We start from the raw sequence: 23,662 nt of genomic DNA, 5'->3' as shown, positions 1-23,662 counted from the left end.
GGGGGCGACGATGGTGATGCGTTCGTCGAAGTCGAACTCGGTCAGGCGAATGCCGCGCCGCTCGGCCTGAATACGCCGTTCGGCGCAGCCGGGGGGCGGGAAACCGTCGGTCTTGCGCCGATCCTGGCGGCTGCGGGCAACGTACGCCGCTGCGTGCGGCGACGATTCCGGCATGGCTGGCTGGACTGCAAGTTCGCAAGGCGGCGTGAGCAACATGGCGCGTACCTGATTAGTGTGAAATACGTCACAAAACCAGCCTAGGCCATCGTTGCGCTTGATGCAAGCGAACGCTCAGCGCGGCGGGGTGAGCAGCCTGGCCGCCAGATCCGGTGTGCTGTTCGACGGAACGACGCCGAGCAGCGGCGCCTTGATGCGTGCCGTCAGCGCGGCCAGGTTTTCGTCGAAACGCGACATGGCCGGATCGGTCCGGTTGGCGACCCAGCCGGCGAGTTTGAGGCCGTGCGCCGCGATCGCCTGCTGTGTGAGCAGCGCGTGGTTGATGCAGCCCAGCCGCATGCCGACGACGAGGATGACGGGCAGGCCGAGCTGTTCGGCCAGGTCGGCCGAGTCGGCGTGCGGGCCGAGCGGCACGCAGAAGCCGCCGGCGCCTTCGACTAGCACCGCGTCGGCGAGGCTGCGCAGCGTGTCGAACGAATCGACGATGCGGTCGATGTCGATCGAGCGGCCTTCCTCGATGGCGGCGATGTGCGGCGCGATTGCCGGATGAAAGAGGTAGGGATTGACCAGTTCGCGCGGGGCGACGACACCCGAGGCGGCGATCAGCGCCTCGACGTCGTCGTTGCAACCGTGCTCGTTGGTTCCGGCTGCCACCGGCTTCATGCCGACGGCCTTCACGCCCTGGCCTTTCAGCGCGAGGAGCAGCGCGCAGGTGACGAAGGTCTTGCCGACTTCGGTGTCGGTGCCGGTGACGAACCACGCGGGGGCGGGTGAATGGCTGGATGCGGTCATAGGGTTCCGTAGGCGAGGATGACGTCGTAGCTGGCCGGCAGTCCGGCCGGTTCACGGTAGTTTTCGTAGGCGGCTTCGAGCTGGCGCCAAGCCGCGCGGCCCATCATCCCGCTGCGCCCGCCTTCGCCGACGTTCTGCGCGCCAATGGCCTTGACGGCGCGCAGCAGCGTCTTCAGGTCGGGGTAGTGGACGACGTGTTTCTCGCGCCGCAGGGCGACGTTCGAGAAACCGGCGCGCGCCAGTGCGTCGGCGATATCGTCGGCCTCGCTGAAGGGCAGCGTGTGCCGGTGCCGGTCGATGCCGCTGAACGCTTCGCGCAGCTCGAAAAAGGTGCCCGGGCCGAGCGTGCTGAGCGCCAGGCGTCCGTCCGGTTTGAGTACGCGCGCGGCTTCGCCGAAGACCGTTTGCGCGTCGCACCACTGGATCGTCAGGCTTGACCACCAGAGATCGAAGCGGTGTTCGCTGAACGGCAGTTTTTCGATGTCGGCGGCGAAGCAGACATCGGCAACCTCGCCGGCGATTTCGAGCATGGACGGCGCGAAGTCGACGCCGGTGATGTGTGCGGCCGGAAACCGCAAACGCAGGCACTGCGCGCCATAGCCGGTACCGCAGCCGGCGTCGAGAATGTGCGCCGGCGCGGCGTCTCGCAACGCTTCAAGCAGTCGGTCGCAGACGCGCCGCTGGACGACGGCGGCCGCGTCATAGGTGGGGGCGGCGCGGTCGAACGATTCGCGAACGCGTTGCTTAAGAGCGGGCGGCAGCATGGCAGTACTCGCCAATGAGCTTGGCAAAATTCTCCGGGGCGTGAAGGAAAGGCGCGTGCGCCGCGTCGGGCAGCACTTCCAGTTCGGCTTCGGACAGGTTCGCCGCGAGCCATTGCGCCGCCGCCAGGGGCATCAGCGGATCGTGCGCGCCGTGAATGAGCAGCGCCGGCGTGGCGACAGCCGCGATTGTCGCACGCAGGTCGACGTCGCGCAGCCAGGCCAGGCCCTCGAGCAGGGTTTCGATCGTGGCAGGCAGAGCCGGCTGCAGCTGCTTGTTGAGCGCACGGCCGATGCCGCGCGCCTGGGTGTCGCCCTGATTGATGAGCGCGATGAAACGCTGCAGCGTGGCGGTGGCGTCGTGCTCGATCGCTTGGCAAAAAGTGTCAAGCAGCGCGGGTTCTTGCGCAGGGAGCCAGTCAGTGCGCTTGATGAAACTCGGCGTAGCGCCGACGAGGATCAGCCCGGCGAGCGTTCGCTTGGTCTGTGCGGCGATCTGCAGCGCGAGCATGGCGCCGAGCGACCAGCCGCAGACGTAGGCACCGTCGGGAATGCGGGCAGCGAATCGGCTTGCCGTCTCGATGAACGAAACCGGTTCAGGCGCAGCGTCGCCGTAACCCGGCAACGCCAGCGACGTGACGTTGAAGCGAGCTTCGAGCGCGGGCCGTGCCGCATCCCAGGCCGCCGGGCCAAGGCCCCAGCCATGGATCAGCACCAGCTCCGGCTTGTTCTCATGTGCTCCGCTGGCGTTCATGCGAGCTCCCGCAGCGCGAGCACGAGCTGCTCGACTTGTTCGTTCGTATGTGCCGCGGTCAGCGAGACGCGCAGGCGCGCCGTGCCCTTGGGCACCGTCGGCGGGCGAATGGCGGGTACCCACAGGCCGCGTTCGAACAGCGCGTTGGCCACGCGCAACGCTTCGTGGTTGTCGCCGATGATGATCGGCTGGATGGCCGTGGGCGACGGGACGAGTTGCCAGCGCGTATTGGCCAGTCCATCGCGCAGCTGAGCGGTGAGCCTCTGCAGGTGTGCGCGCCGCTCGTCGCCGTGTTCGATCAGGTCGAGGCTGGCGAGCAATGCACAGGCGATGATCGGACTCGATCCCGTAGTGAAGATGTAGGTGCGTGCGCGTTGCAGCAGCCACTCGATGACCGTGGCCGATCCGGCGACAAATGCGCCGGACGCGCCGGCGGCCTTGCCGAGCGTGCCCATGTAGATGATGCGTTCGGCGTGCGGCAGGGCGAAGTGGGCGAGTGCGCCGCGCCCTTGCGGCCCGAGTACGCCGAAGCCGTGCGCGTCGTCGATCACCAGCCAGGCGTCGAAGCGTTCGGCGAGTTCGAGGAGTTCCGGTAGCGGTGCCAGATCGCCGTCCATGCTGAACACCGCGTCGGTGAGGATCAGCTTGCGTTTGGCCGTGCTCGCGCCGAGCATCCGTTCGAGCACCGCCAGATCGCCATGCGGGTAGCGCTGGCTTTCGGCGCGCGAGAGCTGCACGGCGTCGATCAGCGAGGCGTGGTTGAGCTTGTCGGCGAAAACCGCGTCGCCGCGCCCGACGAGCGTCGGTACGATGGCGAGGTTGGCCATGAAGCCGGTCGACAGCAGCAACGCCTTGGGGAAACCGGTGAAGGCAGCCAGTTGCAGCTCGAGTGCCTCATGCGGCAAGAGATGTCCGCTGACGAGGTGCGAAGCGCCCGAGCCGACTCCCCAGGTCCGCGCGCCGGCGCTGGCGGCTTCAATCAACGCTGGATCGCTGGCCAGACCGAGATAGTCGTTGCTGCAAAAGCTGATCAGTTCGCGGCCATCGGCGCGTGCCAGCGGGCCGCATGAAGTCTCCAGCGTTCGCCGGCGACGACGTAGTCCGTCGCTTTCGAGCTGTGCCAGTTGGTGAGCGAGTTCTTCGTGCAGGATGGATGGGGTCATCGGATCTTGACGTGTCGGGATGGGGTATCCGGGGCTATCGACTGACGCGGAAATATCGGCGAGGTGCCGCCGCAGGACGGCTCGACACCTCGCTCGCGATTGCGTTCAGGCAAAACTCAGAGGACGAGCCGGCCGACGTACCAGAAGAGTGCGGAGATCAGTGCCGAGCACGGAATCGTCAGAATCCAGGCCCAAACGATGGTTCCCGCAATTCCCCAGCGCACTGCGGAGAGTCGTTTGGTCGCGCCGACGCCAACGATCGCGCCGGTAATCGTGTGCGTCGTCGACACGGGAATTCCCAGCGCAGTGGCAAAGAACAGCGTCGCTGCACCGCCGGTCTGGGCACAGAATCCACCGACCGGGCGCAGCTTGGTGATCTTCTGCCCCATCAGTTTGATGATGCGCCAGCCGCCGAAGACGGTGCCAAGGCCGATGGCCGAATAGCATGCAACGACGACCCAGTAGGGAACATGCTCGTTGGTCTTTGTTATGCCGGCGGAGATCAGCAGCATCCAGATGATTCCGATGGTCTTTTGCGCGTCATTCCCGCCATGGCCCAGGGCGTACGCCGACGCCGAAAGCAACTGTAGCCGGCGCGACCATGTGTCGACGCGTCTTGGAGTGCTCTTGCGGAACACCCAGGAGACGAGGATCATCATCAACGAACCCAGCGCCATGCCGAGCAGCGGCGAGATCAGGATGAACGAGACAACCTTGACGACACCCCCTGTAATCAGAGCGCTGGGGCCGGACTTCACGAGCGCAGCGCCGATCAAGCCACCAATCAGGGCGTGCGACGACGAAGAGGGAATCCCGTAGTACCAGGTGATGACGTTCCAGGCGATGGCGCCGACGAGCGCGCCGAAGACGACGTAGTAATCAATGGCGTGGGGCTCGATGGTGCCCTTGCCGACGGTTGCGGCCACTTTGAGTTCAAAGACGAAAATGGCGGCGATGTTACAGACGGCGGCCATCGCAACGGCGGTATGCGGTTTCATCACCCGCGTCGACACGACCGTGGCAATGGCGTTGGCCGCGTCGTGAAATCCGTTCATGAAGTCGAACGCGAGCGCCATGAAGACGAGCAGCGCAATCACGCCGAAACTAATGTTTGCGGTATCCATGTGCTGCGCCGATCAGGAATTTTCGAGGACGATGCCTTCGATGATGTTCGCCACATCCTCACAGCGATCGGTGACGGTTTCCAGAAGTTCGTAGACGGCCTTGAACTTGATCAGCTCGCGTACGTCCGGTTCTTCGCGGAACAGACGCGACATCGCGCCGCGCATTTCGCGGTCGGCGGCGGATTCGAGCTGGTCGACCTCGCTGCAGAGCTTGAGGATGTCGGCGCCGTTGTCCATCGAGTGCAGCAGGGCAACCGCCCCTTGCACTCTTTCGCAGCAGGCGAGACAGAGTTCGCCGAGCTTGATGGCTTCCGGCGTGATGTGCCGCACGTTGTACAGCGTGACGGTGTGGGCGACGTCCTGGATGAGGTCGAGGATGTCGTCGAGGCTGGTGATCAGTTGGTGGATTTCTTCCCGGTCGAGCGGGGTGATGAACGATTTGTGCAGCTGACGCATGGTTTCGTGCGTGATTCCGTCGGCCTTGTTCTCGATTTCATCGATCAGGTCGCATTGCCTGGCCGCTGCTTCGTCGGAATCGTTGAGCACGGTGAGCAGCTTGACGAGTGCCTGGCTGCCCAGGACGATCTGTTCGGCGTGGGTATTGAACAGCTCAAAGAACTTGCCCTCTTGAGGCATGAAACGCGCAAACATGGATTTACTCGGTGGTTGAAATCGGGCGAGATTTTACCACCGCGAAAAAGTTCCCCCGCGATAAATTTACCTTGTTGGGTGATGTGCAGCCGACGGATGCCGTTGTTTATGCAACGAGTTTTTTCATGCTGGCTTGCGCGCGACGAGCCCGATCAAGGCCGAGCGGCCCTTGTGGGCGACCCCTTCGGCAACGTCGTCCTCGTATTCGACGAGTTCCTCGATCTGCCAGCCGGAAAACGCCTGGCGCAGAAAGCGCGCGGTGTACAAGTTCTCGATCTGCGACGGGCCGCCGGTGCGGTAATCGAGCTGTTTCGGCGTGTAGCCCTGCAGCAGGATGCGTCCACCGGGACGGGCGAGTTGCTTCATCACGGCGAACTGTCGCTCGCGTTCCGCACCGTTGACGAACTGGATAAAAATGCCGACGACCCAGTCGAAGTGTCCGGTTGATTCGTCCGGCGGCCAGTCGGACGCCAGTATGTCGGCGAGCAGGAAATTCACCTCGACACCGCGTCCGGCGGCGAGGCGCCGCGCCTTTTCAATGGCGACCGGTGCGATCTCGACGGCGGTGACGCGCAAGCCCTGTTCCGCCAGCCACACTGAATTCCGGCCTTCGCCGTCGGCAATCGACAGGGCCGTCGCACCGTTCTGCAGCAGGTTCGCGCGGCGGGCGAGAAAGCGGTTGGGTTCGGTGCCGAAGAGATAGTCCTCGCCAGCGCTTTCGTATCGCTGGCTCCAGATGTTTTTCTGGTTCATGTCGTCTCCTGTTTCGAAGAAGGCAATGAGACTACTGCACCAAGGCTTCGTTCAGCGCGTTTGCGGTGGCTTGTCCGAGATGGGCGATTTCTTCGTCGCCGACGATGTAGGGCGGCATCAGATACACCGTATTGCCGATCGGGCGGATCAGCGCCTCGTTCGCGAGCGCGGCGCGGTAGAAACGGCGTGAGAAGGCGGGATCGCTGGTGGTTACGTCGAAGGCGACGATCATGCCGCGCTGGCGCAGGTGTTTGATCTGCGGGTGATCGGCGAGCGGTGCGAGCGCGTTCCACAGCTTTTGCGCGCGGGCGACGTTCTGCTTGAGGACGTCGTCTTCCACGAAGATATCGAGCGTGGCCAGCGCCGCGCGGCAGGCGAGCGCGTTGCCGGTGTAGGAGTGCGAGTGCAGGAAGCCGCGCGCCGTCGCGTCGTCGTAGAACGCGCCGTAGACAGCGTCGGTCGTGAGCACGATGGAGAGCGGCAGGTAGCCGCCCGAGATGCCTTTCGAGAGACAGACGAGATCGGGCCCGATGCCGGCCTGCTCGTGCGCGAAGAAGGTGCCGGTGCGTCCGCAGCCGACGGCGATTTCGTCGCAGATCAGATGTACGTCGTAACGGTCGCAGAGCGCGCGCGCCAGGCGCAGGTATTCCGGGTCGTACATCGCCATGCCGCTCGCGCACTGGATCAGCGGTTCGACGATCAGTGCGGCGATCGTTGCGTGATGCTGCGCCAGATGCGCTTCGAGCGCGGCGGCGGCTCGGCGTGCGACGTCGGCCGGCGTTTCACCGTCGCGCGCCTGGCGCGCGTCTGGCGAGGGTACGGTCGCTGCGGCGCGGATCAGTGGCGCGTAGGCGTCCCTGAAGAGCGCGACGTCGGTGACTGCCAACGCGCCGACCGTTTCGCCGTGGTAGCTGCCTTCCAGACAGAGGAAATCCTTCTTGTCTTCAAAGCCGCGATTGCGCCAGCTGTGGAAGGACATCTTGAGCGCGATCTCGGTCGCCGACGCGCCGTCGGAGGCGTAGAAAGCGTGGCCGAGCGCGCCGCCGGTCCGCGCCGAAAGCCGTTCCGACAGCTCGACGACCGGCCGGTGCGTGCAGCCGGCGAGGATGACGTGCTCGAGCTCATCGAGCTGTGCGCGCAAGGCCGCATTGATGCGTGGGTTGCAGTGCCCGAAGAGGTTGACCCACCACGAGCTGATGCCGTCGAGGTAGCGCTTGCCGTCGAAATCGTAGAGCCACGCGCCCTCGCCGCGCGCGATCGGGATCAGCGGCAGCGACCCGGCGTCGGTATTCGCATGCTGCTTCATCTGCGTGCACGGGTGCCAGACGGCGGCGAGGCTGCGCTGCAGCAGGTCGGCGTTGCTCATAGTCGCGCCGTCAGTGCAGCGTCTGCGACGGCGCGTTCTGCTGTTCCGGCAGCTCGGCGTGCACCGTGTCGCCCTCGGCGTTCGGGTAGAGCGGGGCGCCGCAGTCGTCGCAGAACTCGAAGGGGAACTGCTGCTCGTGGACGATGATTTCCTTGATGCCTGATTCGCGCAGCAGCGCTTCGACTTCGCCGGCGACCTCGGTTGTCTCGTCCTCGCTGCCGAGCAGCGGCCAGATGACGCCGTGGAAGATCGCGTCGCTGTCGCGTGGGCCGAAGGCGATGCGATATTCCTCCAGGCGTTTGTCGTGGAAGCCGCCGATGACGGCGCGGAACGCTTCGGCTGGCTTGCCCAGCGTCGTCTGCAGGAAGGCGACCGAAGCGCGCAGCGAATACGGGCGCGAGGCCATGTCGCCCATGCGACAGGCCGAGTGGTACGAATCGGCGAGCAGCGTCTGGAAGGCGCTGCCGGTGAGCAGCGGTTCGAGGCAGGGCGCGCCCTGCTTGACCCACTCCTTCAACGCCGATTCGCGCGTGCATCCGTCGGTCTCGTTCCAGCGGAAGAGCGGCATGCCGCGCGGCACCGCGATTGCGCCCAGAAGATAGCGGGTGTCGGAGAGGAACTGGTTGGTCTCCGGCATCGTCTCCAGGTCGAGCTTCAATGCGCTGTTGCACAGCGCCGCGCCGCCGAGATCGCGCATCAGCTGCCAGGTGTCGACGAACGTTCGCGGCAACTGGTCCGGGCTGTACAGGTAATCGGTCAGCGTCAGCTGCGCGTTCGCCGAGAAGACGTGCGCGCCGAGGTGCGTTTTCAGCATCCCGAGCGTGCTCTTCGGGATCGTCCCGTTCGGGATGGAAAAGCGCGACCAGGCGAGTATCGGCACATTGAACAGCAGGATGTCGTAGTCGCGCCCCTGATGCGTCATCACGCAGGATTCGGCGCAGGCTTCGACGGTGTCCGCCAGCGCGTCGTGCGCGGCGGCATTCGAGTCGAACAGACGGTCGAGCGAAGCGTTCAGATCGTCCTCGGCGCTGTCCTGCAACAGCTTCTCGACGAGTTCAACGAGCTGCTTCTCCCAGAAGACTTCTTCCAGCTTGCCGCCGGAATCAGCGAGTCCTGTCGCCAGGCGACCCAGCTCGGTCGCGTCGGCCGAGATACGTTTGCGGGAGGAGAGGCGGTTGCGTTTCATGTTGATTGACCCTGCGGCGTGACAATCCGGCATTGTAGCAAGGCAGCGCCGGATCCGCCGGGAGCGGTAAATGGGCGCTGGGCGATCGCGTGAACTGCAAATCCACCACGGAGGCGCGGAGGCACAGAGGTCACGCAGAGAACGGCAAAGAACGAAATGTATCGCTGCAAACTGCACGGTCTTTCTCTGTGAAACCTCTGCGTCTCTGTGGCGGGTATTGAGTCTTCATACCGCGCTGCCTACGCTCCGCTCCCCGTCTTCTTCGGCGGCAGGAAGAACTCGCGTGGATTGCGCCACAGGCATTTGAGCACGGCACCGACGATCATGCGCCAAGGGGTGTCCGAAACCTGGCGCGAGCGCAGGGCGATGTTGAGCGCCAGCGCGAAGCTGACCGAGAGGTTGACGAAGCCGATGGCGGCGACGCCGAGCACGGCCCAGAGCAGCAGGCCGAGGTTGGGCGCGAAGTCCGAGCCGACGACGGCCAGGCCGACGAAGGCCGAGGAGAAGGCGACGTGCCGGATGTCGAGCGGCAGGCCGAAGAGCACGCCGAAGATCGTCGTGCCGCCGAGAAGGAAGCCGAATAGGAAGTTCCCGGAGAGTGCGCCGAGGTTGTCGCCGATGTAGTTGGCGACGCGTCGCATGCGATATTCGCCGAACAGGCGCTTGGGCCAGTTGAGCTGCAGGATGCGCTCGGGGACGCGGTTGTACGCGGCGTAGTTGTCGAAGTAGCCGTTGATCAGGCCGGCGAGGAACAGGCAGAGGCCGGCAATCGCGGCGTAGAAGACGGCGCCGCTGGCGATCAGGCTCTGTTCCTCGAGCAGGTGGGTGGCCTTCTCGGCGTCGACGAAGTGCGTGCCGCTGATCGCCAAGACGAGATAGCCGATCAGTGCTGCGAGCGGCACGGCGACGCCGACGTTGCCGAGGATGGCGACCAGCTGGCTGCGCACCGTGCGCGCGATCAAGCCGGTGAGCTGTTCGATGTCGCGCAGCTTGCCGCCCGACTGGCTGATCGTCGCCGCGATGGCGTTGGCCGTCATCGCCGACTGCTTGGTCGCCACCGTGCCATGCACGATGTGGATGAGACAGAAGCCGAGGCCGTAGTCCAGGCAGTAGGCGAGGGCGGCCGAGAGCGGCGGCATTGATGCCTTGGACAGGAGAATCTTGAGGCAGGCCATGAAGGCGACGATGAAGCCGCCGATCGCCGCCGAGCGCGCCATGGTCATGTATTCCGCGCGTGTCTCGGTGATGTAGTGCTCGCCGTGCGCGCTGGCGTTGTCGGTGACGCGCAGCGCGATCAGCTGCGTGTTGTTGCGCCAGTGCCGGCGCAGGTTGTTGCGCTGGCACTCCTCGTCGATCAGGTGCGTGAAAGTGCGCACGATCGGCAGGTGCGCGGTGACGCCATCCGGGTCTTCGCGCAACGCTTCCAGGATGTCGAGCAACTCCTCGCTGCGCCGGATCAGCTGCTTCAGGCGCTGCAGATGGTAGGTCAGGCGGATGCTCGTGCCGTCACGTCCGGCGCGCTTGTGGATGCGCTCGATGACGGAGAGGCATTGGTCGAAGAGCACGCGCAGGTGCCTGTCGTCGCTGATCGTCGCGTCGGGGTTGCGCCACGAGGCCGGGTAGGCGTCGATGTAGGCGATCAGTTCCTCGTTCTGCGTGACGAAGGGCGAATCGTAGGTTTCAAGCGCGCGGTCGAGGCGCAGGAGTTCGGGCTCCATGCCGAACGCGGCGACCCAGTACGAGATGATGCGCAGCGAGCGAAGCATCTCGGACAGCGGCCGCGGTATCTCGGCGCTCGGCGCCTGCTCGTCGAAACGCAGCGCGGCGATCAGCTGGCCCCAGGCATCCTCGCCGACGCCGTTGACCCACTCGCCGTCGCGCGCATCGTGGAAGACCCGGCGCAAGGTGGAGCGCAGCAGGTCGCCATCGAGCACCTCGGGCAGGATCTTGTGCCCGACGCGGCGCAGGCATTCGGCGACGAAGCCGGTATTGGGCAGGATGCCCGTCGACGTGTACAGATCCGAATGCCGGTGCGTCGCGCTCAGTTCCTGCAGCTTGATCCGAACGGCACGGCGAAACTCCGGATTGAGCGCCAGGATGTGGCAAAGCGCCTGCAGATTGCGCCTTGCCGATTCGACGTCGGCAAGGCGGCGCGGGCGGATCCGGTCGATCAGTTTGGCGAAGAGGTCGATTGGGTCGCCGTTCGGCTCGGCAAAGGAGGAGAGTATTTGTTCCATGATGGCCCGGAGTCAGTCGGCGGCAGTCCGCACGAGGTTGGCAGGATGCGAGTGGGCTACAATCCTAGCAAATTGCCGCCCCGATACCGTGGGGCGGCGAAATTCCCACTCGCTCACGAGCCGTCGTCCACGCCATGATCGTCGTCCTTTCCCCCGCCAAGTCGCTCGATTTCACGACGCCACCGACCGTCGCCGCGCATACCCAGCCGGACTTTCTCGACCAGTCGCAAGTCCTCGTTGATCGCCTGCGCCAGTTGCCGCCGCTGGCGATCAGCGAGTTGATGGGCGTCAGCGGCGCGCTTGCCGTGCTCAACGCCGAGCGCTACGCGAGCTGGCACCGGCCCTTCACGCCCGAGAACGCGAAGCAGGCGATCCTCGCCTTCAATGGCGACGTCTACGAAGGCCTGAATGCGCCGACGTTGTCGCCGGCCGCGCTCGACTTCGCGCAATCGCACGTGCGCATCCTCTCCGGCCTCTACGGCGTGCTGCGCCCCCTCGACCTGATGCAAGCCTACCGGCTGGAGATGGGAATCCGGCTCGCCAATCCCGGCGGCAAGGATCTCTACGCGTTCTGGGGCGAGCGCATCGTCGATGCGCTGAATGCGGCGCTGGCCGAAACCGGCGCCTCGGCGCTGGTCAACCTGGCGTCGGAGGAGTACTTCAAGTCGGTGCGCGTAAAGAAGCTGGCCGTGCCGGTCGTTCAGCCGGTTTTCGAGGACTGGAGCGGCGGCCGCTACAAGGTCGTGAGCTTTTACGCCAAGCGTGCCCGTGGTTTGATGGCGCGCCATGCGGTCGTGAAACGGCTCGGGAAAGTCGAAGGCCTGAAGAAGTTCAGCGAAGAGGGCTACGCCTTCGACGCCGCGGCTTCCGATGCCGTGCGCTGGGTCTTCCGGCGTCGATCAGCCGAGACCAAGTAACTCGCACGCCGCTTCGGCGGTGACGATGGCAAACGGCGGCGGCTTCTGCCGATGGCGAGCGAGCTTGAGCAGCAGCTTGTCGCGCGTGAGCAGCAGATCGGCTTGGCAGCGCGCGGCGAGGATCAGGAACTTCTGGTCGTCGGAATCGCGGCAGCGCGGTAGCGGATAGTTTTCCTCGCCCTGGGACGGACAGATATGCACGAATTCCCGGTAGCGTGCCATCAGCGCCGCTCGCGCTTCGTCGTCGAGGCCGAATTCCGGGTAGCCGGTGACGCGCGCGAGCTCGGCCAGGCAATCTTCGTCGGTAAAACAGACGAGCCGGCTGCTGGCGATAGCTTCCAGGAGCGGCTGTGTATGGACATTGGCGAAGTGCAGCATGTCCATCACGATGTTCGTGTCGAGGACGAGCCGGGGTGTTGCAGCGAGAGCCTTCATTGGGTGTTTTGAGGAATAGTGCCAAGAAAACAGGCGGGGTGTTGTGTATGCTCGTGGTCCGCACTTAGAATTCGTGCGCGTATCGAATTATCCTTAAAACCTCAGTTCTTCACCGCAAAGGCGCAAAGGGCGCGAAGGTTCGCAAAGAAAATCAAAGGGCTACGCGAACGGCGCGTATCTTACGTAGTCACCCATAGGGTGAATGATCAAATACGATCAACCCGTTGTTTCCTTTGCGATCTTTGCGCCTTCGCGCCTTTGCGGTGAGGTTTTTAGGATTATCGCCGTAACTTGTCTGCCGGGTTTGCTGGATCCTTTTGAGAATGCTGAAACGTGTTGTCCTTGCTGAAGAGCGTTGAAACGATTTCCTCGTGTCGGGATCGCGGTCGGCTGCCTTGCGCCTTCTCCCGGGCCGTCGTCTCCTTGCTCGGCGAGTCGGCCGATGTCGGCATTTTCGTGCGTGGTGCGCCGGGCGATGTTGTCCTCCGAATGGTCTGCGGCGAAACACTTGCCCATGCAGAGCAGTCGGGGTGGCGCGATTTCATCGAGGAGGCGCGCGTCGACGGCGGGGTGAAGATTCGCACGATCGACGGGCACAACTGCGGTGCCGTGGCGCTGCATTCGTCCGAACTGGCGACCGAACAACTGATCCTCGGCTACGATCTGGGCCAGGGCAATCCGGCGCAGCACGTCGAGGAGATCGACTGCCTGGCACGCATCTACGGCAGCCAGATCGAATTGCTCGACTACAGCGAGCTCGATACGCTGACGCACCTGCTCAATCGCAAGACCTTCGACGAGACCTTCGATCGTCTGCTGACCTCGCACGCCGAGCATGGCGCGGACGGCAGGTTCAGTGACCGGCGTGGGTATGCCGAGGACGGATCGCCGGCGTGGCTGTGCGTCGTCGACGTCGATCACTTCAAGCGCGTGAACGACTCGTTCGGTCACCTGTTCGGCGACGAAGTCCTCCTGCGCATGGGCGAACTCATGCGCAAGACCTTCCGCGGGGGCGATCGCCTGTTCCGCTTCGGCGGAGAAGAATTTGTCGTCATTCTGAACGCCGCCGACGAGCGGCTGGCGGCGGCGAGCTTCAACCGGTTCCGCCTCTCGGTCGAGAGCCACGAATTTCCGCAGGTCGGCCAGGTGACTTGTTCGATCGGTTTCACCGCCGTCTCGGCGATGGATGTACCGACCGACGTCGTCGGGCGCGCCGATGAAGCCCTGTATTTCGCCAAGGAGCACGGCCGCAACCAGGTGTGCTGCTACGAGCAGCTCGTTACCGAAGGTGCGATCGAGAAGCACGCGCCGGCCGAAGCGCCGGTCGCCGACGACTTCGATATAGATGCCTTGTTCGGCTGAGAGGTCGTGAATAAATGCCTGAACACTTGCCACCGAGTCACAGAGACGCAGAGCTTTCGCAGAGGAAACCTATGAAAACGGTGTTTTTCCTCTGTGTATCCTCTGTGCCTCCGTGCCTCTGCGGTGGGCTTCAAGTTTTTTACCGACCCTGAATCGGCCCCGTTCCGCCCCACTGAAACAAGGCTTACTGCGGTTTTCATCATCTGAAGTCCATGTCTGTATCTGCGCCCTCCATCGTCCTGAACGAAAGCGAAGTCGAGTTCGTCGCCATTCGCGCGCAGGGCGCGGGCGGGCAGAACGTCAACAAGGTCTCGAACGCGATCCACCTGCGCTTCGACATCGGCGCCTCGTCGCTGCCCGAGGGAACCAAGATTCGACTGCTTCAGCTGCGCGACCAGCGCATCAGCGGCGACGGTATCGTCGTCATCAAGGCACAGGCGCACCGCAGCCTCGAACGCAATCGCTTCGACGCACTGGCGCGGTTGCGCGAACTGATCGAGCTGGCGGCGCACGTGCCGGTGCTGCGGCGCCCGACGCGGCCGACGCGCAACTCGCAGAAGCGGCGCGTCGACACGAAAGTGCGACGCGGCCAGGTCAAGCTGCAGCGCGGCCGGGTGAAAGACGCATGAGCCGGCTGATCCTCGCGCCGATGGAAGGCCTCGCCGAGTATGTGCTGCGCGGCGTGCTCACCGGGATCGGCGGCTTCGACGGCGCGGTGTCGGAGTTCGTGCGCGTCTCCGGCTCGGTGCTGCCGCGGCGCACCTACGAGCGGATCTGCCCGGAAGTCGAAAACGGCTGCCGGACGGCCGCCGGCACGCCGATGGTCATCCAGCTGCTCGGCAGCGATCCGGAACTGATGGGCTTGAACGCTGCGCAGGCGGCGATGTTGTCTCCGTACGGCGTCGATCTCAACTTCGGCTGCCCGGCGAAGACCGTGAACCGGCACGGCGGCGGCGCCATGCTGCTCGCCGATCCGTCCTTGCTCAACCGCATCGCGGGCGCGGTGCGCGCGGCGGTGCCGGCAAACGTCCCGGTCAGCGCCAAGATGCGCCTCGGCATCTCGGACACGGCGCGCGCGATCGAGTGCGCGCAGGCGCTCGCCGACGGTGGCACCGCCTCGCTCGTCGTGCATGCGCGGACCAGGGACGAAGGCTATCGCCCGCCGGCGCACTGGACATGGATCGCCCGCATCGCCGAAGCGGTCGCCGTGCCGGTGATCGCCAACGGCGAGGTGTGGACGGTGGACGACTGGCGGCGCTGCCGCAGCGTGAGCGGCTGCGACGACGTGATGATCGGGCGGGGCGCCGTCGCCGACCCCTTTCTCGCCCGGCGCATCAGGGGCGAGCACGCCGAACGGCCGACGCCGGACGACTGGCGGATGCTCGTGCCCCACCTCGTCGACTACTGGGAACGCGTCCAGCGCCGGGTGTACGCGCCGCACGCGCCGGGGCGCCTGAAACTGCTCCTGAGCTACTTCCGGCGAACCTGGCCCGAGGCCGGCGCGCTCCACGACACGGTGCGCCCGCTGCGCGAGCCGGCGGCGGTGTCGCGCGTCCTCGCCGCGGAGCGTGACCGATGACGGCGGCGGCCAGCTCCCGCGTGCCGAGCAGCGCGCAGACCGGCATCCACGAACACCTGGCGACCTTGCTCGGCCGGCACGCCGCGGCGCCGTTCCGCAAGCCCTACGCCGACTACAACCGCGCGTCCTTCGACGCGAGCCTCGCGCGCTGGCAGCGGACGGCGCCGGACGCGCCGCTGATCCTCGATTCCTGCTGCGGTGTCGGCGAAAGCAGCATCGCGCTGGCCAAGACGTTCCCCGACCACTACGTGATCGGCGTCGACCAGTCCGAATCGCGCCTGTGCCGGAAGTCCTCGGGGAAGGGCGATTGCGACGTTCTGCCGGCCAACCTCGACCTCGTGCGCGCCGACCTGGTCGATTACTGGCGGCTCATGCGCGAAGCCGGGATACGCCTGGCGCGCCACTACCTGCTCTACCCCAATCCGTGGCCCAAGATCGGTCATGTCTCCCGGCGCTGGCACGGGCATCCGGTGTTTCCGGCCATGCTCGAACTGGGCGGCGTGCTCGAATGCCGCAGCAACTGGAAGATCTACGTCGACGAGTTCTGCTTCGCCGTCGAACGGCTGACGGCGCGCCGTGTTGCCTGCGAACCCTATGTGCCGGAACTTGCGCTGACGCCGTTCGAGCGCAAATACCTCAATTCCGGCCACGTGCTGTATCGCGGCGTGGTTCGCTTGTAAGCGCGCTGCGTTTGCCGCGGCGCCGGCCGTGCGCGACAATTCCCGTCCTTGCCACTTGCCCGTATTCCCATGTCGGACCCTGCCTGCCTGAGCTGCGGCGCGTGTTGCGCCGCGTTTCGCGTCGATTTTCATTGTTCCGACCTGGCGAGCGCCGACGCGCCCGGCGTTCCGGTGGAACTGACCGTGCCGCTGACCGCGACGCTCGTCCGCATGCGCGGCACCGACGAGGCGCCGCCGCGCTGCGTCGCGCTGGCCGGCGAGATCGGGAAGTCCGTCGCGTGCACGATCTACGAGCGTCGCCCCGGCCCATGCCGCGATTTCGCGCCCTACGCGCCGCTCGGCATCGGCGACGACGCCTGCGACCGGGCCAGAAGACGGCACGGCCTCTCCGCTCTTTGAAAGGAATCCCATGTCGATCGTTGTTGAAGTCCGCGGCGAGTACATCCAGCTCGACCAGTTGCTGAAAACCACCGGCCTGTGCCACTCGGGCGGCTATGCGCACGCCGAGATCGACGCCGGGAACGTCCGCGTCGATGGCGCAGTCGAAACACGAAAGCGCGCCAAGCTGCGCCCGGGGCAGCGCGTCGTTTATGGCGGGGAGACCGTCGAACTGGTTGCCGCCGCGCAGCCGGGAAGCGACGCATGACGGGCGGCGCGCCGGTGTAAGGCGGCCGGTTTCTTGCCGGAACTTCACAGCCGGACGCTTATCTTATAACATATATAAGACATGTCGTCCGGCGGGTTCGCGCCGCTGCATGGCGATTCGATTGCGCCGTACTATGATGGTCTGGACGTCGCCATTTTTGCCCTGAGCAACTTCTGAGAAAGGAAGCACCGATGCTCGAATCCTATCGTGCCCACGTCGCCGAGCGCGCCGCGCTTGGTATCCCGCCGCTCCCTCTGTCCGCCAAGCAAACGACCGAACTGGTCGAGCTCTTGAAGAATCCGCCGGCGGGTGAAGATGCGGCTCTGGTCGAGCTGATTACTTTCCGCGTGCCGGCCGGCGTTGACGATGCGGCCAAGGTCAAGGCCGAGTTCCTCGCCAAGGTGGCCAAGGGCGAAGCCTCCAGCCCGCTGATCTCGCGCGCCAAGGCGACCGAACTGCTCGGCACCATGCTCGGCGGCTACAACGTGAAGCCGCTGATCGACGTGCTCGGCGACGCCGAAGTCGGCGCCGTCGCCGCCGAAGGGCTGAAGAAGACGCTGCTCGTCTTCGACTATTTCCACGACGTCGCCGAGCTGGCCAAGGCAGGGAATGCGAACGCCAAGGCCGTCATGCAGTCGTGGGCCGACGCCGAGTGGTTCACCTCGCGCCCGGAAGTGCCGGCTTCGCAGAAACTCACGGTTTTCAAGGTCACTGGCGAGACCAACACCGACGACCTCTCGCCGGCGCCTGACGCCTGGTCGCGCCCGGACATCCCGCTGCACGCGCTGGCGATGCTGAAGAACCCGCGCCCCGGCATCGAAGCCGACAGGGCCGGCGAACGCGGGCCGATGCAGCAGCTTGAGGCGCTGAAGGCCAAGGGCAACGTCGTCGCCTACGTCGGCGACGTGGTCGGCACCGGTTCATCGCGCAAGTCGGCGACCAACTCGGTGCTGTGGTGGACCGGCGAGGACATTCCCTACGTGCCGAACAAGCGCTTCGGCGGCGTCTGCCTCGGCGGCAAGATCGCGCCGATCTTCTTCAACACGCAGGAAGACGCCGGCGCGCTGCCGATCGAAATCGACGTCGGCCAGATGGCGATGGGCGACGAGATCGAACTGCGCATCGACCAGGCGACGACCAAGGTCACTGCACTGAAGAACAGCCAGGTGATCGCCGAATCGCAGCTGAAGACGCCGGTCATCCTCGACGAAGTGCGTGCCGGCGGGCGCATTCCGCTGATCATCGGGCGCGGCCTGACGGCCAAGGCACGCGAGACGCTGGGCCTGCCGCCGTCGACGCTGTTCCGTTTGCCGCAAAGCCCGGTCGATTCCGGCAAGGGCTTCTCGCTGGCGCAGAAGATGGTCGGCCGCGCCTGTGGCCTGCCCGAGGGGAACGGAATTCGTCCCGGCACCTACTGCGAACCGCGCATGACGACGGTCGGCTCGCAGGACACCACCGGCCCGATGACGCGTGACGAATTGAAGGACCTCGCCTGCCTCGGCTTCTCGTCCGACCTCGTGATGCAGTCGTTCTGCCACACGGCCGCGTATCCGAAGCTCGTCGACATCAAGACGCACCGCACGCTGCCGACCTTCATCACCACGCGCGGCGGCGTCTCGCTGCGTCCGGGCGACGGCGTCATCCACAGCTGGCTCAACCGACTGCTGCTGCCCGACACCGTCGGCACCGGCGGCGACTCGCACACGCGCTTCCCGATCGGCATCTCGTTTCCGGCCGGTTCCGGTCTCGTCGCCTTCGCGGCGGCGACCGGTGTCATGCCGCTCGACATGCCGGAATCGGTGCTCGTGCGTTTCAAGGGAAAAATGCAGGACGGCATCACGCTGCGCGATCTGGTCAACGCGATCCCGTTCTACGCGATCAAGCAGGGCCTCCTGACCGTCGCCAAGCAGGGCAAGAAGAACATCTTCTCCGGCCGCATCCTGGAAATCGAGGGCTTGCCCGAGCTCAAGGTCGAGCAGGCGTTTGAACTCTCCGACGCCTCGGCCGAGCGCTCGGCGGCGGCCTGCACGGTGCATCTGAACAAGGAACCGATCATCGAGTACATGCGTTCGAACATCACGCTGATGAAGTGGATGATCGCCAACGGCTACTCCGACGCGCGCACGCTAGGCCGTCGCGTCAAGGCGATGGAAGCGTGGATTGCCGATCCGCAGCTGCTCAAGGCCGACGCCGACGCCGAGTACTCGGCGGTGATCGAGATCGACCTGGCCGAGATCAAGGAGCCGATCGTCGCCTGCCCGAACGACCCTGACGACGTGAAGCTGCTCTCCGAAGTTTCTGGCACCAAGATCGACGAGGTGTTCATCGGCTCGTGCATGACCAACATCGGCCACTTCCGCGCCGCCGGCAAGGTGCTCGACGGCAAGTCGGACATCCCGACGCGCCTGTGGATCGCCCCGCCGACCAAGATGGACGCGATGATCCTCAACGAGGAAGGCTATTACTCGGTGCTCGGCAAGAGCGGCGCGCGCATGGAAATGCCGGGCTGCTCGCTGTGCATGGGCAACCAGGCGCAGATCAGGAAGGGCAGCACGGCGATGTCGACCTCGACGCGCAACTTCCCGAACCGCCTCGGCATCGACACCAACGTCTTCCTAGGCTCGGCCGAACTCGCCGCGATCTGCGCGCTGCTCGGCCGCATCCCGAGCGTCGAGGAGTATCTCGAGCAGGTGAAGGTGGTCAACGCCAAGGCGGCCGACATCTACCGCTATATGAACTTCGACCAGATCAGCGAATTCGCCGAAATGGCCGAGACGGTGACCGTCTGACGCGCCTTCTCGCGCAGTCATAAGCACAGAAGCCGGTCGCGCCAGGTCAAGCTGGCCGACCGGCTTTTTCTCGGCCGACGAAGTGTGCAATGGTGCAATGGCCGAGGCGCTTCATCCTGAAAACCTCACCGCAAAGGCGCGAAGGCGCAAAGATCGCAAAGGAAACAACAGCTGCCGCAGGGTGTGCAACGCCCGACGTTGCGCACTGTTCCAGCGCCATTCCCGCGTGCGTACCCCAAGGGTACTTCCTTCGGTGCGCACCCCAAGGGTACTTCCTTCGGTGCGCAAATGAGATTTGCGCACCCTACCGCGCTTCTTCGTACCGGATCAATAGTCGTCGCCCGTCAAGGCGCGAAAATCAGCTCCGGCAGCTATTCCGACTACCGCAGCGCCCAGCGCACGCAGTCTGTCCTGGCGCTGGCCGTCGCCGCCGGCAACCTGACGCACACGCTGCAGATTGAGCGCGGTGCGACGGCGGGCTTCCTGCAATCGAAGGGCGCCAAGTTCGCCGACGTGCTGCCCGGCATCCGGAGCAAGACGGACGAGCAACGTGCGGCGTTCAATGCCGAGGCGGCCAAGATCGATCTGGCCGCGATGCCGGCGCTGGCCGACGTGCTCAAGCAGGCGCAAGGGCAACTGGAAACCCTTGCCAACCTGCGCCAACGTGCCGGTGCGCAGCAGATCGCCGTGCCCGAACATGTAAGCGCCTACACAGGGATCATTGCCCGCCTGATCGGAATCGTCGCTTCGGGTGGCCATTTCAACTCCGATGCGACGATGGGGCAGCAACTCCTGTCCTATCTATTCTTCGTCCAGGCCAAGGAACAAGCTGGCCAGGAGCGCGCGTTGTCGACTGCCGCCTTCTCCGCCGATCAGATCGAACCGGTCCTGTACCGTCAGATCCTCGAACGCCATTTCCGCCAGGAGGCCTACCTAGACGGCTATCGCTCGACTGCCGGAAAGTCCGAGACGGAGGCGCTGGACAAGGTGTTGTCGGGTACCGCGGCGAAAGAAGTGCAGGCCATGCGCAGCGTCCTCTACGAGAAAGCGGCCGAAAGCGGGCCAAAGGTCGATCCGCAGCTCTGGTTCAAGACGATCACCGAGAAGATTGATGCCATGCTGGGCGTCGAACAGCTTGTCGCCCGGAACATTGGCGAACGTGCCGAAGGGATCGTCACCAACGAACGGAATATCTTGCTTGCCAGCATCGCGCTGACTGTGCTCGCCATGATTGTCATGCTCGGTGTGGCTGCCTGGGTTTCGGTCAGCGTCAGCAGGCCGCTGAAGGAATCGGTACAGGTGGCCGAGCACGCCATCCGCGAGAACGATTTTTCGCGCAGCGTCCCGGAGGCCGGGCCGGCCGATGTGGTCCGTGCGGGGAGAGCGTTCAACGAGTTGAAACGCGAGTTCCGCGAAATCATCGCCGATGTCAAGCAGTCGAGCGAACGCGTCGCCGACTGCGTCTTCGCCATTTCCAGCGCGCTCAACGAGCTCGACGCCGCCATCCGCGAAGTCGCCCAGAACGTCGAGCGCATCGCGCAGATGATCGAGGTCAACAACCAGGCTGCCGAATCGAACTACACCACGGCGAAGTCGCTCGACAGCCTGTCTGCCCAGTTGCGCGAATCGGTGGTGAAGTACAAGACCTGAGGGGAGAGTCGACGCCGATGGGCGGCCGGGCCGGGGTGTTGTGCGTCTGGTTGTCAGTCACGAGGAACCTGAACCCCTCACCACAGAGATGCCCCGCAGGAAATTTCCTGCGGGGCATCTCTGTGGTTCAACTGAGAGGTTGTGAATAAATACCGAAACACCTACCACAGAGTCACAGAGACGCAGAATTTTCGCAGAGAAAGCCCTTGGAACCGCCTTCATATTTGCACGCGATCGGGGCACGATCAGGCGCTTCCGACCGACGATCCGGTTTACGTCACGCTTTTTTCCGTGCTGTTCCAGCAGAGGCGCGCCTCGAGTCCGCCGCGCGCGCGATTGGCGAGTTCCAGCCGCGCGCCGTGCAGTTCGGCGATGCGATGGACGATGGTCAGGCCGAGGCCGCTGCCCTCGGCGATGGCTTCCGGGCTGCGGTAGAAGCGTTCGACGAGGCGTGGCAACTCCGTCGCGCTGACGCCGGGGCCGTTGTCGGCGACGCTCAAGACCGGTTGCGCATGTTCGCGCAGCAGCGACACCGTAATTCGGCTGCCCTCGGGCGAATAGCGCACAGCGTTGTCCACGAGGTTGCGCAGCGCGACCTGCAGGAGATCCGCAACGCCTTCGATGATGAACATTTCGTCCGGGATATCGACCTCGATCGCGCACTTCTTCGTCGTGTCGAGCACGCCGGCGGCGACATCGCGCGTCAACTGCGACAGGTCAACCGCCGTCGGGTCGGGTAGCGCTGCGAGCGGATCGAGCCGCGCCAGACGCAGCATCTGTTCGACCAGCCGCGTCGCCCGGTCGAGACCGGCAAGCGTCTGGGCGAGCGCGTGATCGCGCTTGTCGGCATCCGTGCTGAGCATCGCCACCTGCGCCTGCACGCGCGCAGCGGCGAGCGGGGTGCGCAGCTCGTGCGCCGCGTCGGCGGTGAAGCGGCGTTCGTTCTCGAGCGAACCGTTCAGGCGGAAGAGCAGGCGGTTGATCGCAGCGACGAGCGGTTGCGCTTCGCGCGGAGCGCGGCGGCCGGCGAGCGGCGACAGGTTTTCCGGCGAGCGGCTGAGTACCTCGCCCGTCAGGTCGTCGAGCGGCTTCAAGCCACGGCGCACCGAGAAGTAGATGGCCAGCAGCAGCAGCGGAAAGATCACGCCGAGCGGCTGTACCGTTTTTGTGGCGATTTCCAGCGCCTCCTTGTTGCGCTTGGTGATCGATTGGGCGACCTGAATGCGCTTAGCACCATCGGCGGATTCGAGGATCAGGCTTCGCCACGGCTGACCGTCGTGTTCGACCGAGGCGAAACCGAGTGCGCCATCAATGGCGGCGACGGGGGCGTCGTCCGAACGCGCGAGTATCGTGCCGTCGGCGCGACCGATCTGGAACTCGAGCGTCAGATCCTTGCGCCGGTTCTTCTGGCCGTGCAGTTTGCTCAGGCTGGCCGGCAGCCTGGCCAGGTGTTCCGGGCCTTGTTGTGCCTGCACCAGCATCAAGGCGGCCATCTTCCCCATCTCACCGTCCATCAGTTCCTGGACCTCGTGCTTGGCTTGCCGGTAGCTGAGCGCGCCAGCCAATCCAAGGATGACGACGGCGGCGATGGAGACGAGCGTGAGCAGCCGCCAGCGCAGCGAGGTCGACCGGCCTGGCGTTCTGAAGAGTTCAGGACTCATTCCTTGCCCTCGCCACCGAGCTGGTAGCCCAGGCCGCGAATGGTGCGGATGAAGTCGGCGCCGAACTTCTTGCGCAGGTGATGGATGAAGACCTCAACGGTGTTGCTGCCGGTTTCCTCGCCCCAGGCGTAGAGGCTCTCCTCGAGCTGTGCGCGCGTGCGGATGCTGTTGCGATTGCGCAGGAAGTCGAGCAGCAGGGCGTACTCGCGCGCCGACAGGGTGACCGGTTGGCCGTTGAACGTCACCTGTCTGGACGACGGATCGAGCACGACCCCGGCGTGTTCGAGTGTCGGCTTCGCGTCGCCGGTCGCGCGCCGGATGATGGCGCGCAGACGGGCGAGCAGTTCGGGCAGGTCGAAGGGCTTGGTCAGGTAGTCGTCGGCGCCGGCGTCGAGGCCGGCGACCTTGTCGGCGCTCGTGTCGCGCGCGGTCAGGATGAGTACCGGCAGGCGGCTGCCGCGCGCGCGCAGGTCGGACAAGACCGAGAGACCGCTCCGGCGCGGCAGGCCGAGATCGAGCACGCAGGCGTCGTAAGGATGATCGAGCAGCGCGAGGCGGGCGGATTCCCCGTCGCGCACCCAGTCGACCGCGTAGTCGCCGAGCTTCAGGCCGGCGACGATGCCGTCACCGAGAATCGGGTCGTCTTCAACCAGCAGGATTCGCACTTACTTCTTTTCCTTTTCGAGTTTTTCGACGAGTTTTTCAAGCATGGCCGAAATCTCCTTGCGCCGGCCGCTGTCGGCCAGTTCGCGGCCCGGACGGGGTGCCGCCTTGAGTGCGGTTTCGAGATGCGTGCGCGCTTCGGCAAAACGCTCACGGTCGACCAGATACTCCCCGTAAAAGAAATTCGGGTCAATTCCGTCGGGATTGATCGCCAGCGATTTCTTGAACAGTTCCTCGGCCTTCGCTTTGTCGCCAAAGCCGACCGGCCAGCCAGGTACCTTGGCGTAGAGCGTTGCCAGGCTGGTGTAGGCGGAGC

The 23,662-nt window shown here is 65.0% G+C and carries 24 protein-coding genes; 9 read left to right on the top strand and 15 right to left on the bottom strand.

The window, feature by feature from the left end:
* The 11 genes from KBA32_RS02480 to KBA32_RS02430 form a co-directional block, all read right to left on the bottom strand.
* Positions 1-216, bottom strand: a 216-nt coding sequence (locus tag KBA32_RS02480) for a hypothetical protein (RefSeq protein ID WP_294354797.1), incomplete at its 3' end; no start/stop codon positions are given.
* A 75-nt stretch (positions 217-291) separates the two neighbouring features.
* The gene (gene bioD / locus KBA32_RS02475; protein WP_294354794.1) at positions 292-969 is read right to left on the bottom strand and encodes a dethiobiotin synthase; all 678 of its coding nucleotides are present in this window, start codon (positions 967-969) and stop codon (positions 292-294) included.
* On the bottom strand, positions 966-1,733 hold the full coding sequence (gene bioC, locus KBA32_RS02470; RefSeq protein ID WP_294354791.1) for a malonyl-ACP O-methyltransferase BioC: 768 nt from the start codon (positions 1,731-1,733) through the stop codon (positions 966-968). Before bioC ends, bioD begins: the two co-directional genes overlap by 4 nt.
* On the bottom strand, positions 1,714-2,484 hold the full coding sequence (locus KBA32_RS02465) for an alpha/beta fold hydrolase (RefSeq protein WP_294354788.1): 771 nt from the start codon (positions 2,482-2,484) through the stop codon (positions 1,714-1,716). Before KBA32_RS02465 ends, bioC begins: the two co-directional genes overlap by 20 nt.
* Complete coding sequence (bioF, locus tag KBA32_RS02460) at positions 2,481-3,647, bottom strand: 8-amino-7-oxononanoate synthase (RefSeq protein WP_294354785.1); 1,167 nt, start codon at positions 3,645-3,647, stop codon at positions 2,481-2,483. The genes KBA32_RS02465 and bioF overlap by 4 nt, the downstream gene beginning before the upstream one ends.
* 116 nt (positions 3,648-3,763) lie before the next feature.
* Positions 3,764-4,771, bottom strand: coding sequence for an inorganic phosphate transporter (locus KBA32_RS02455; protein ID WP_294354782.1), 1,008 nt, complete (start codon positions 4,769-4,771; stop codon positions 3,764-3,766).
* Between the two features lie 12 nt (positions 4,772-4,783).
* Positions 4,784-5,422: a DUF47 domain-containing protein gene (locus tag KBA32_RS02450; RefSeq protein WP_294354779.1), complete on the bottom strand. Its 639-nt coding sequence runs from the start codon at positions 5,420-5,422 to the stop codon at positions 4,784-4,786.
* Between the two features lie 123 nt (positions 5,423-5,545).
* On the bottom strand, positions 5,546-6,175 hold the full coding sequence (locus KBA32_RS02445; RefSeq protein WP_294354775.1) for a cyclopropane-fatty-acyl-phospholipid synthase family protein: 630 nt from the start codon (positions 6,173-6,175) through the stop codon (positions 5,546-5,548).
* Positions 6,176-6,206: 31 nt separating this feature from the next.
* The gene (bioA, locus tag KBA32_RS02440) at positions 6,207-7,541 is read right to left on the bottom strand and encodes an adenosylmethionine--8-amino-7-oxononanoate transaminase (protein ID WP_294354772.1); all 1,335 of its coding nucleotides are present in this window, start codon (positions 7,539-7,541) and stop codon (positions 6,207-6,209) included.
* Between the two features lie 10 nt (positions 7,542-7,551).
* Positions 7,552-8,727: a DUF2863 family protein gene (locus tag KBA32_RS02435; RefSeq protein WP_294354770.1), complete on the bottom strand. Its 1,176-nt coding sequence runs from the start codon at positions 8,725-8,727 to the stop codon at positions 7,552-7,554.
* Positions 8,728-8,966: 239 nt separating this feature from the next.
* Positions 8,967-10,964 carry a site-specific recombinase gene (locus tag KBA32_RS02430; protein WP_294354767.1) on the bottom strand — a complete coding sequence of 666 codons (1,998 nt, stop codon included), beginning with the start codon at positions 10,962-10,964 and terminating at the stop codon, positions 8,967-8,969.
* A 134-nt stretch (positions 10,965-11,098) separates the two neighbouring features.
* Here KBA32_RS02430 and yaaA point away from each other — a divergent pair, with 134 nt between their 5' ends.
* The gene (yaaA, locus tag KBA32_RS02425; protein WP_294354765.1) at positions 11,099-11,881 is read left to right on the top strand and encodes a peroxide stress protein YaaA; all 783 of its coding nucleotides are present in this window, start codon (positions 11,099-11,101) and stop codon (positions 11,879-11,881) included.
* Here yaaA and KBA32_RS02420 read toward each other — a convergent pair.
* A complete protein-coding gene (locus KBA32_RS02420) occupies positions 11,864-12,316 on the bottom strand; it encodes a putative toxin-antitoxin system toxin component, PIN family (RefSeq protein WP_294354762.1) in 453 nt (150 codons plus the stop codon). The two genes, yaaA and KBA32_RS02420, sit on opposite strands and share 18 nt — an antisense overlap.
* Positions 12,317-12,658: 342 nt before the next feature.
* Between KBA32_RS02420 and KBA32_RS02415 the strand changes: the two genes are divergently transcribed.
* The 8 genes from KBA32_RS02415 (at position 12,659) to KBA32_RS02380 (ending at position 21,022) form a co-directional block, all read left to right on the top strand.
* Entirely contained in the window at positions 12,659-13,678 is a 1,020-nt protein-coding gene (locus KBA32_RS02415) for a GGDEF domain-containing protein (protein WP_294354758.1), read from the top strand.
* A 212-nt stretch (positions 13,679-13,890) separates the two neighbouring features.
* Positions 13,891-14,307 (top strand): alternative ribosome rescue aminoacyl-tRNA hydrolase ArfB, encoded by a 417-nt coding sequence (gene arfB, locus KBA32_RS02410; RefSeq protein WP_294354755.1) that lies wholly within the window; start codon positions 13,891-13,893, stop codon positions 14,305-14,307.
* Positions 14,304-15,257, top strand: coding sequence for a tRNA-dihydrouridine synthase (locus tag KBA32_RS02405; protein WP_294354752.1), 954 nt, complete (start codon positions 14,304-14,306; stop codon positions 15,255-15,257). The genes arfB and KBA32_RS02405 overlap by 4 nt, the downstream gene beginning before the upstream one ends.
* Positions 15,254-15,937 (top strand): SAM-dependent methyltransferase, encoded by a 684-nt coding sequence (locus tag KBA32_RS02400; protein WP_294354749.1) that lies wholly within the window; start codon positions 15,254-15,256, stop codon positions 15,935-15,937. The genes KBA32_RS02405 and KBA32_RS02400 overlap by 4 nt, the downstream gene beginning before the upstream one ends.
* A gap of 69 nt (positions 15,938-16,006) precedes the next feature.
* Positions 16,007-16,336 carry a YkgJ family cysteine cluster protein gene (locus tag KBA32_RS02395; protein ID WP_294354746.1) on the top strand — a complete coding sequence of 110 codons (330 nt, stop codon included), beginning with the start codon at positions 16,007-16,009 and terminating at the stop codon, positions 16,334-16,336.
* A gap of 10 nt (positions 16,337-16,346) precedes the next feature.
* A complete protein-coding gene (locus KBA32_RS02390; RefSeq protein ID WP_294354743.1) occupies positions 16,347-16,583 on the top strand; it encodes an RNA-binding S4 domain-containing protein in 237 nt (78 codons plus the stop codon).
* A 191-nt stretch (positions 16,584-16,774) separates the two neighbouring features.
* Positions 16,775-19,372, top strand: a complete 2,598-nt coding sequence (locus KBA32_RS02385; protein WP_294354740.1) for a bifunctional aconitate hydratase 2/2-methylisocitrate dehydratase — start codon at positions 16,775-16,777, stop codon at positions 19,370-19,372.
* Positions 19,373-19,660: 288 nt separating this feature from the next.
* The gene (locus KBA32_RS02380; RefSeq protein ID WP_294354733.1) at positions 19,661-21,022 is read left to right on the top strand and encodes a methyl-accepting chemotaxis protein; all 1,362 of its coding nucleotides are present in this window, start codon (positions 19,661-19,663) and stop codon (positions 21,020-21,022) included.
* A 272-nt stretch (positions 21,023-21,294) separates the two neighbouring features.
* On the opposite strand, the gene KBA32_RS02375 is transcribed toward KBA32_RS02380, so the two are convergent.
* The 3 genes from KBA32_RS02375 to KBA32_RS02365 form a co-directional block, all read right to left on the bottom strand.
* Positions 21,295-22,683, bottom strand: a complete 1,389-nt coding sequence (locus tag KBA32_RS02375; RefSeq protein ID WP_294354730.1) for an ATP-binding protein — start codon at positions 22,681-22,683, stop codon at positions 21,295-21,297.
* On the bottom strand, positions 22,680-23,348 hold the full coding sequence (locus KBA32_RS02370) for a response regulator (protein WP_294354727.1): 669 nt from the start codon (positions 23,346-23,348) through the stop codon (positions 22,680-22,682). The genes KBA32_RS02375 and KBA32_RS02370 overlap by 4 nt, the downstream gene beginning before the upstream one ends.
* Positions 23,349-23,662, bottom strand: a 314-nt coding sequence (locus KBA32_RS02365; protein WP_367113734.1) for a tetratricopeptide repeat protein, incomplete at its 5' end; no start/stop codon positions are given.

The sequence above is a fragment of the Propionivibrio sp. genome (genome assembly GCF_017995515.1).
GTDB lineage: Bacteria > Pseudomonadota > Gammaproteobacteria > Burkholderiales > Rhodocyclaceae > Propionivibrio.
The sequence above is the reverse complement of the archived record's forward strand: the minus strand, read 5'-3'. Positions and strand labels throughout refer to the sequence as shown.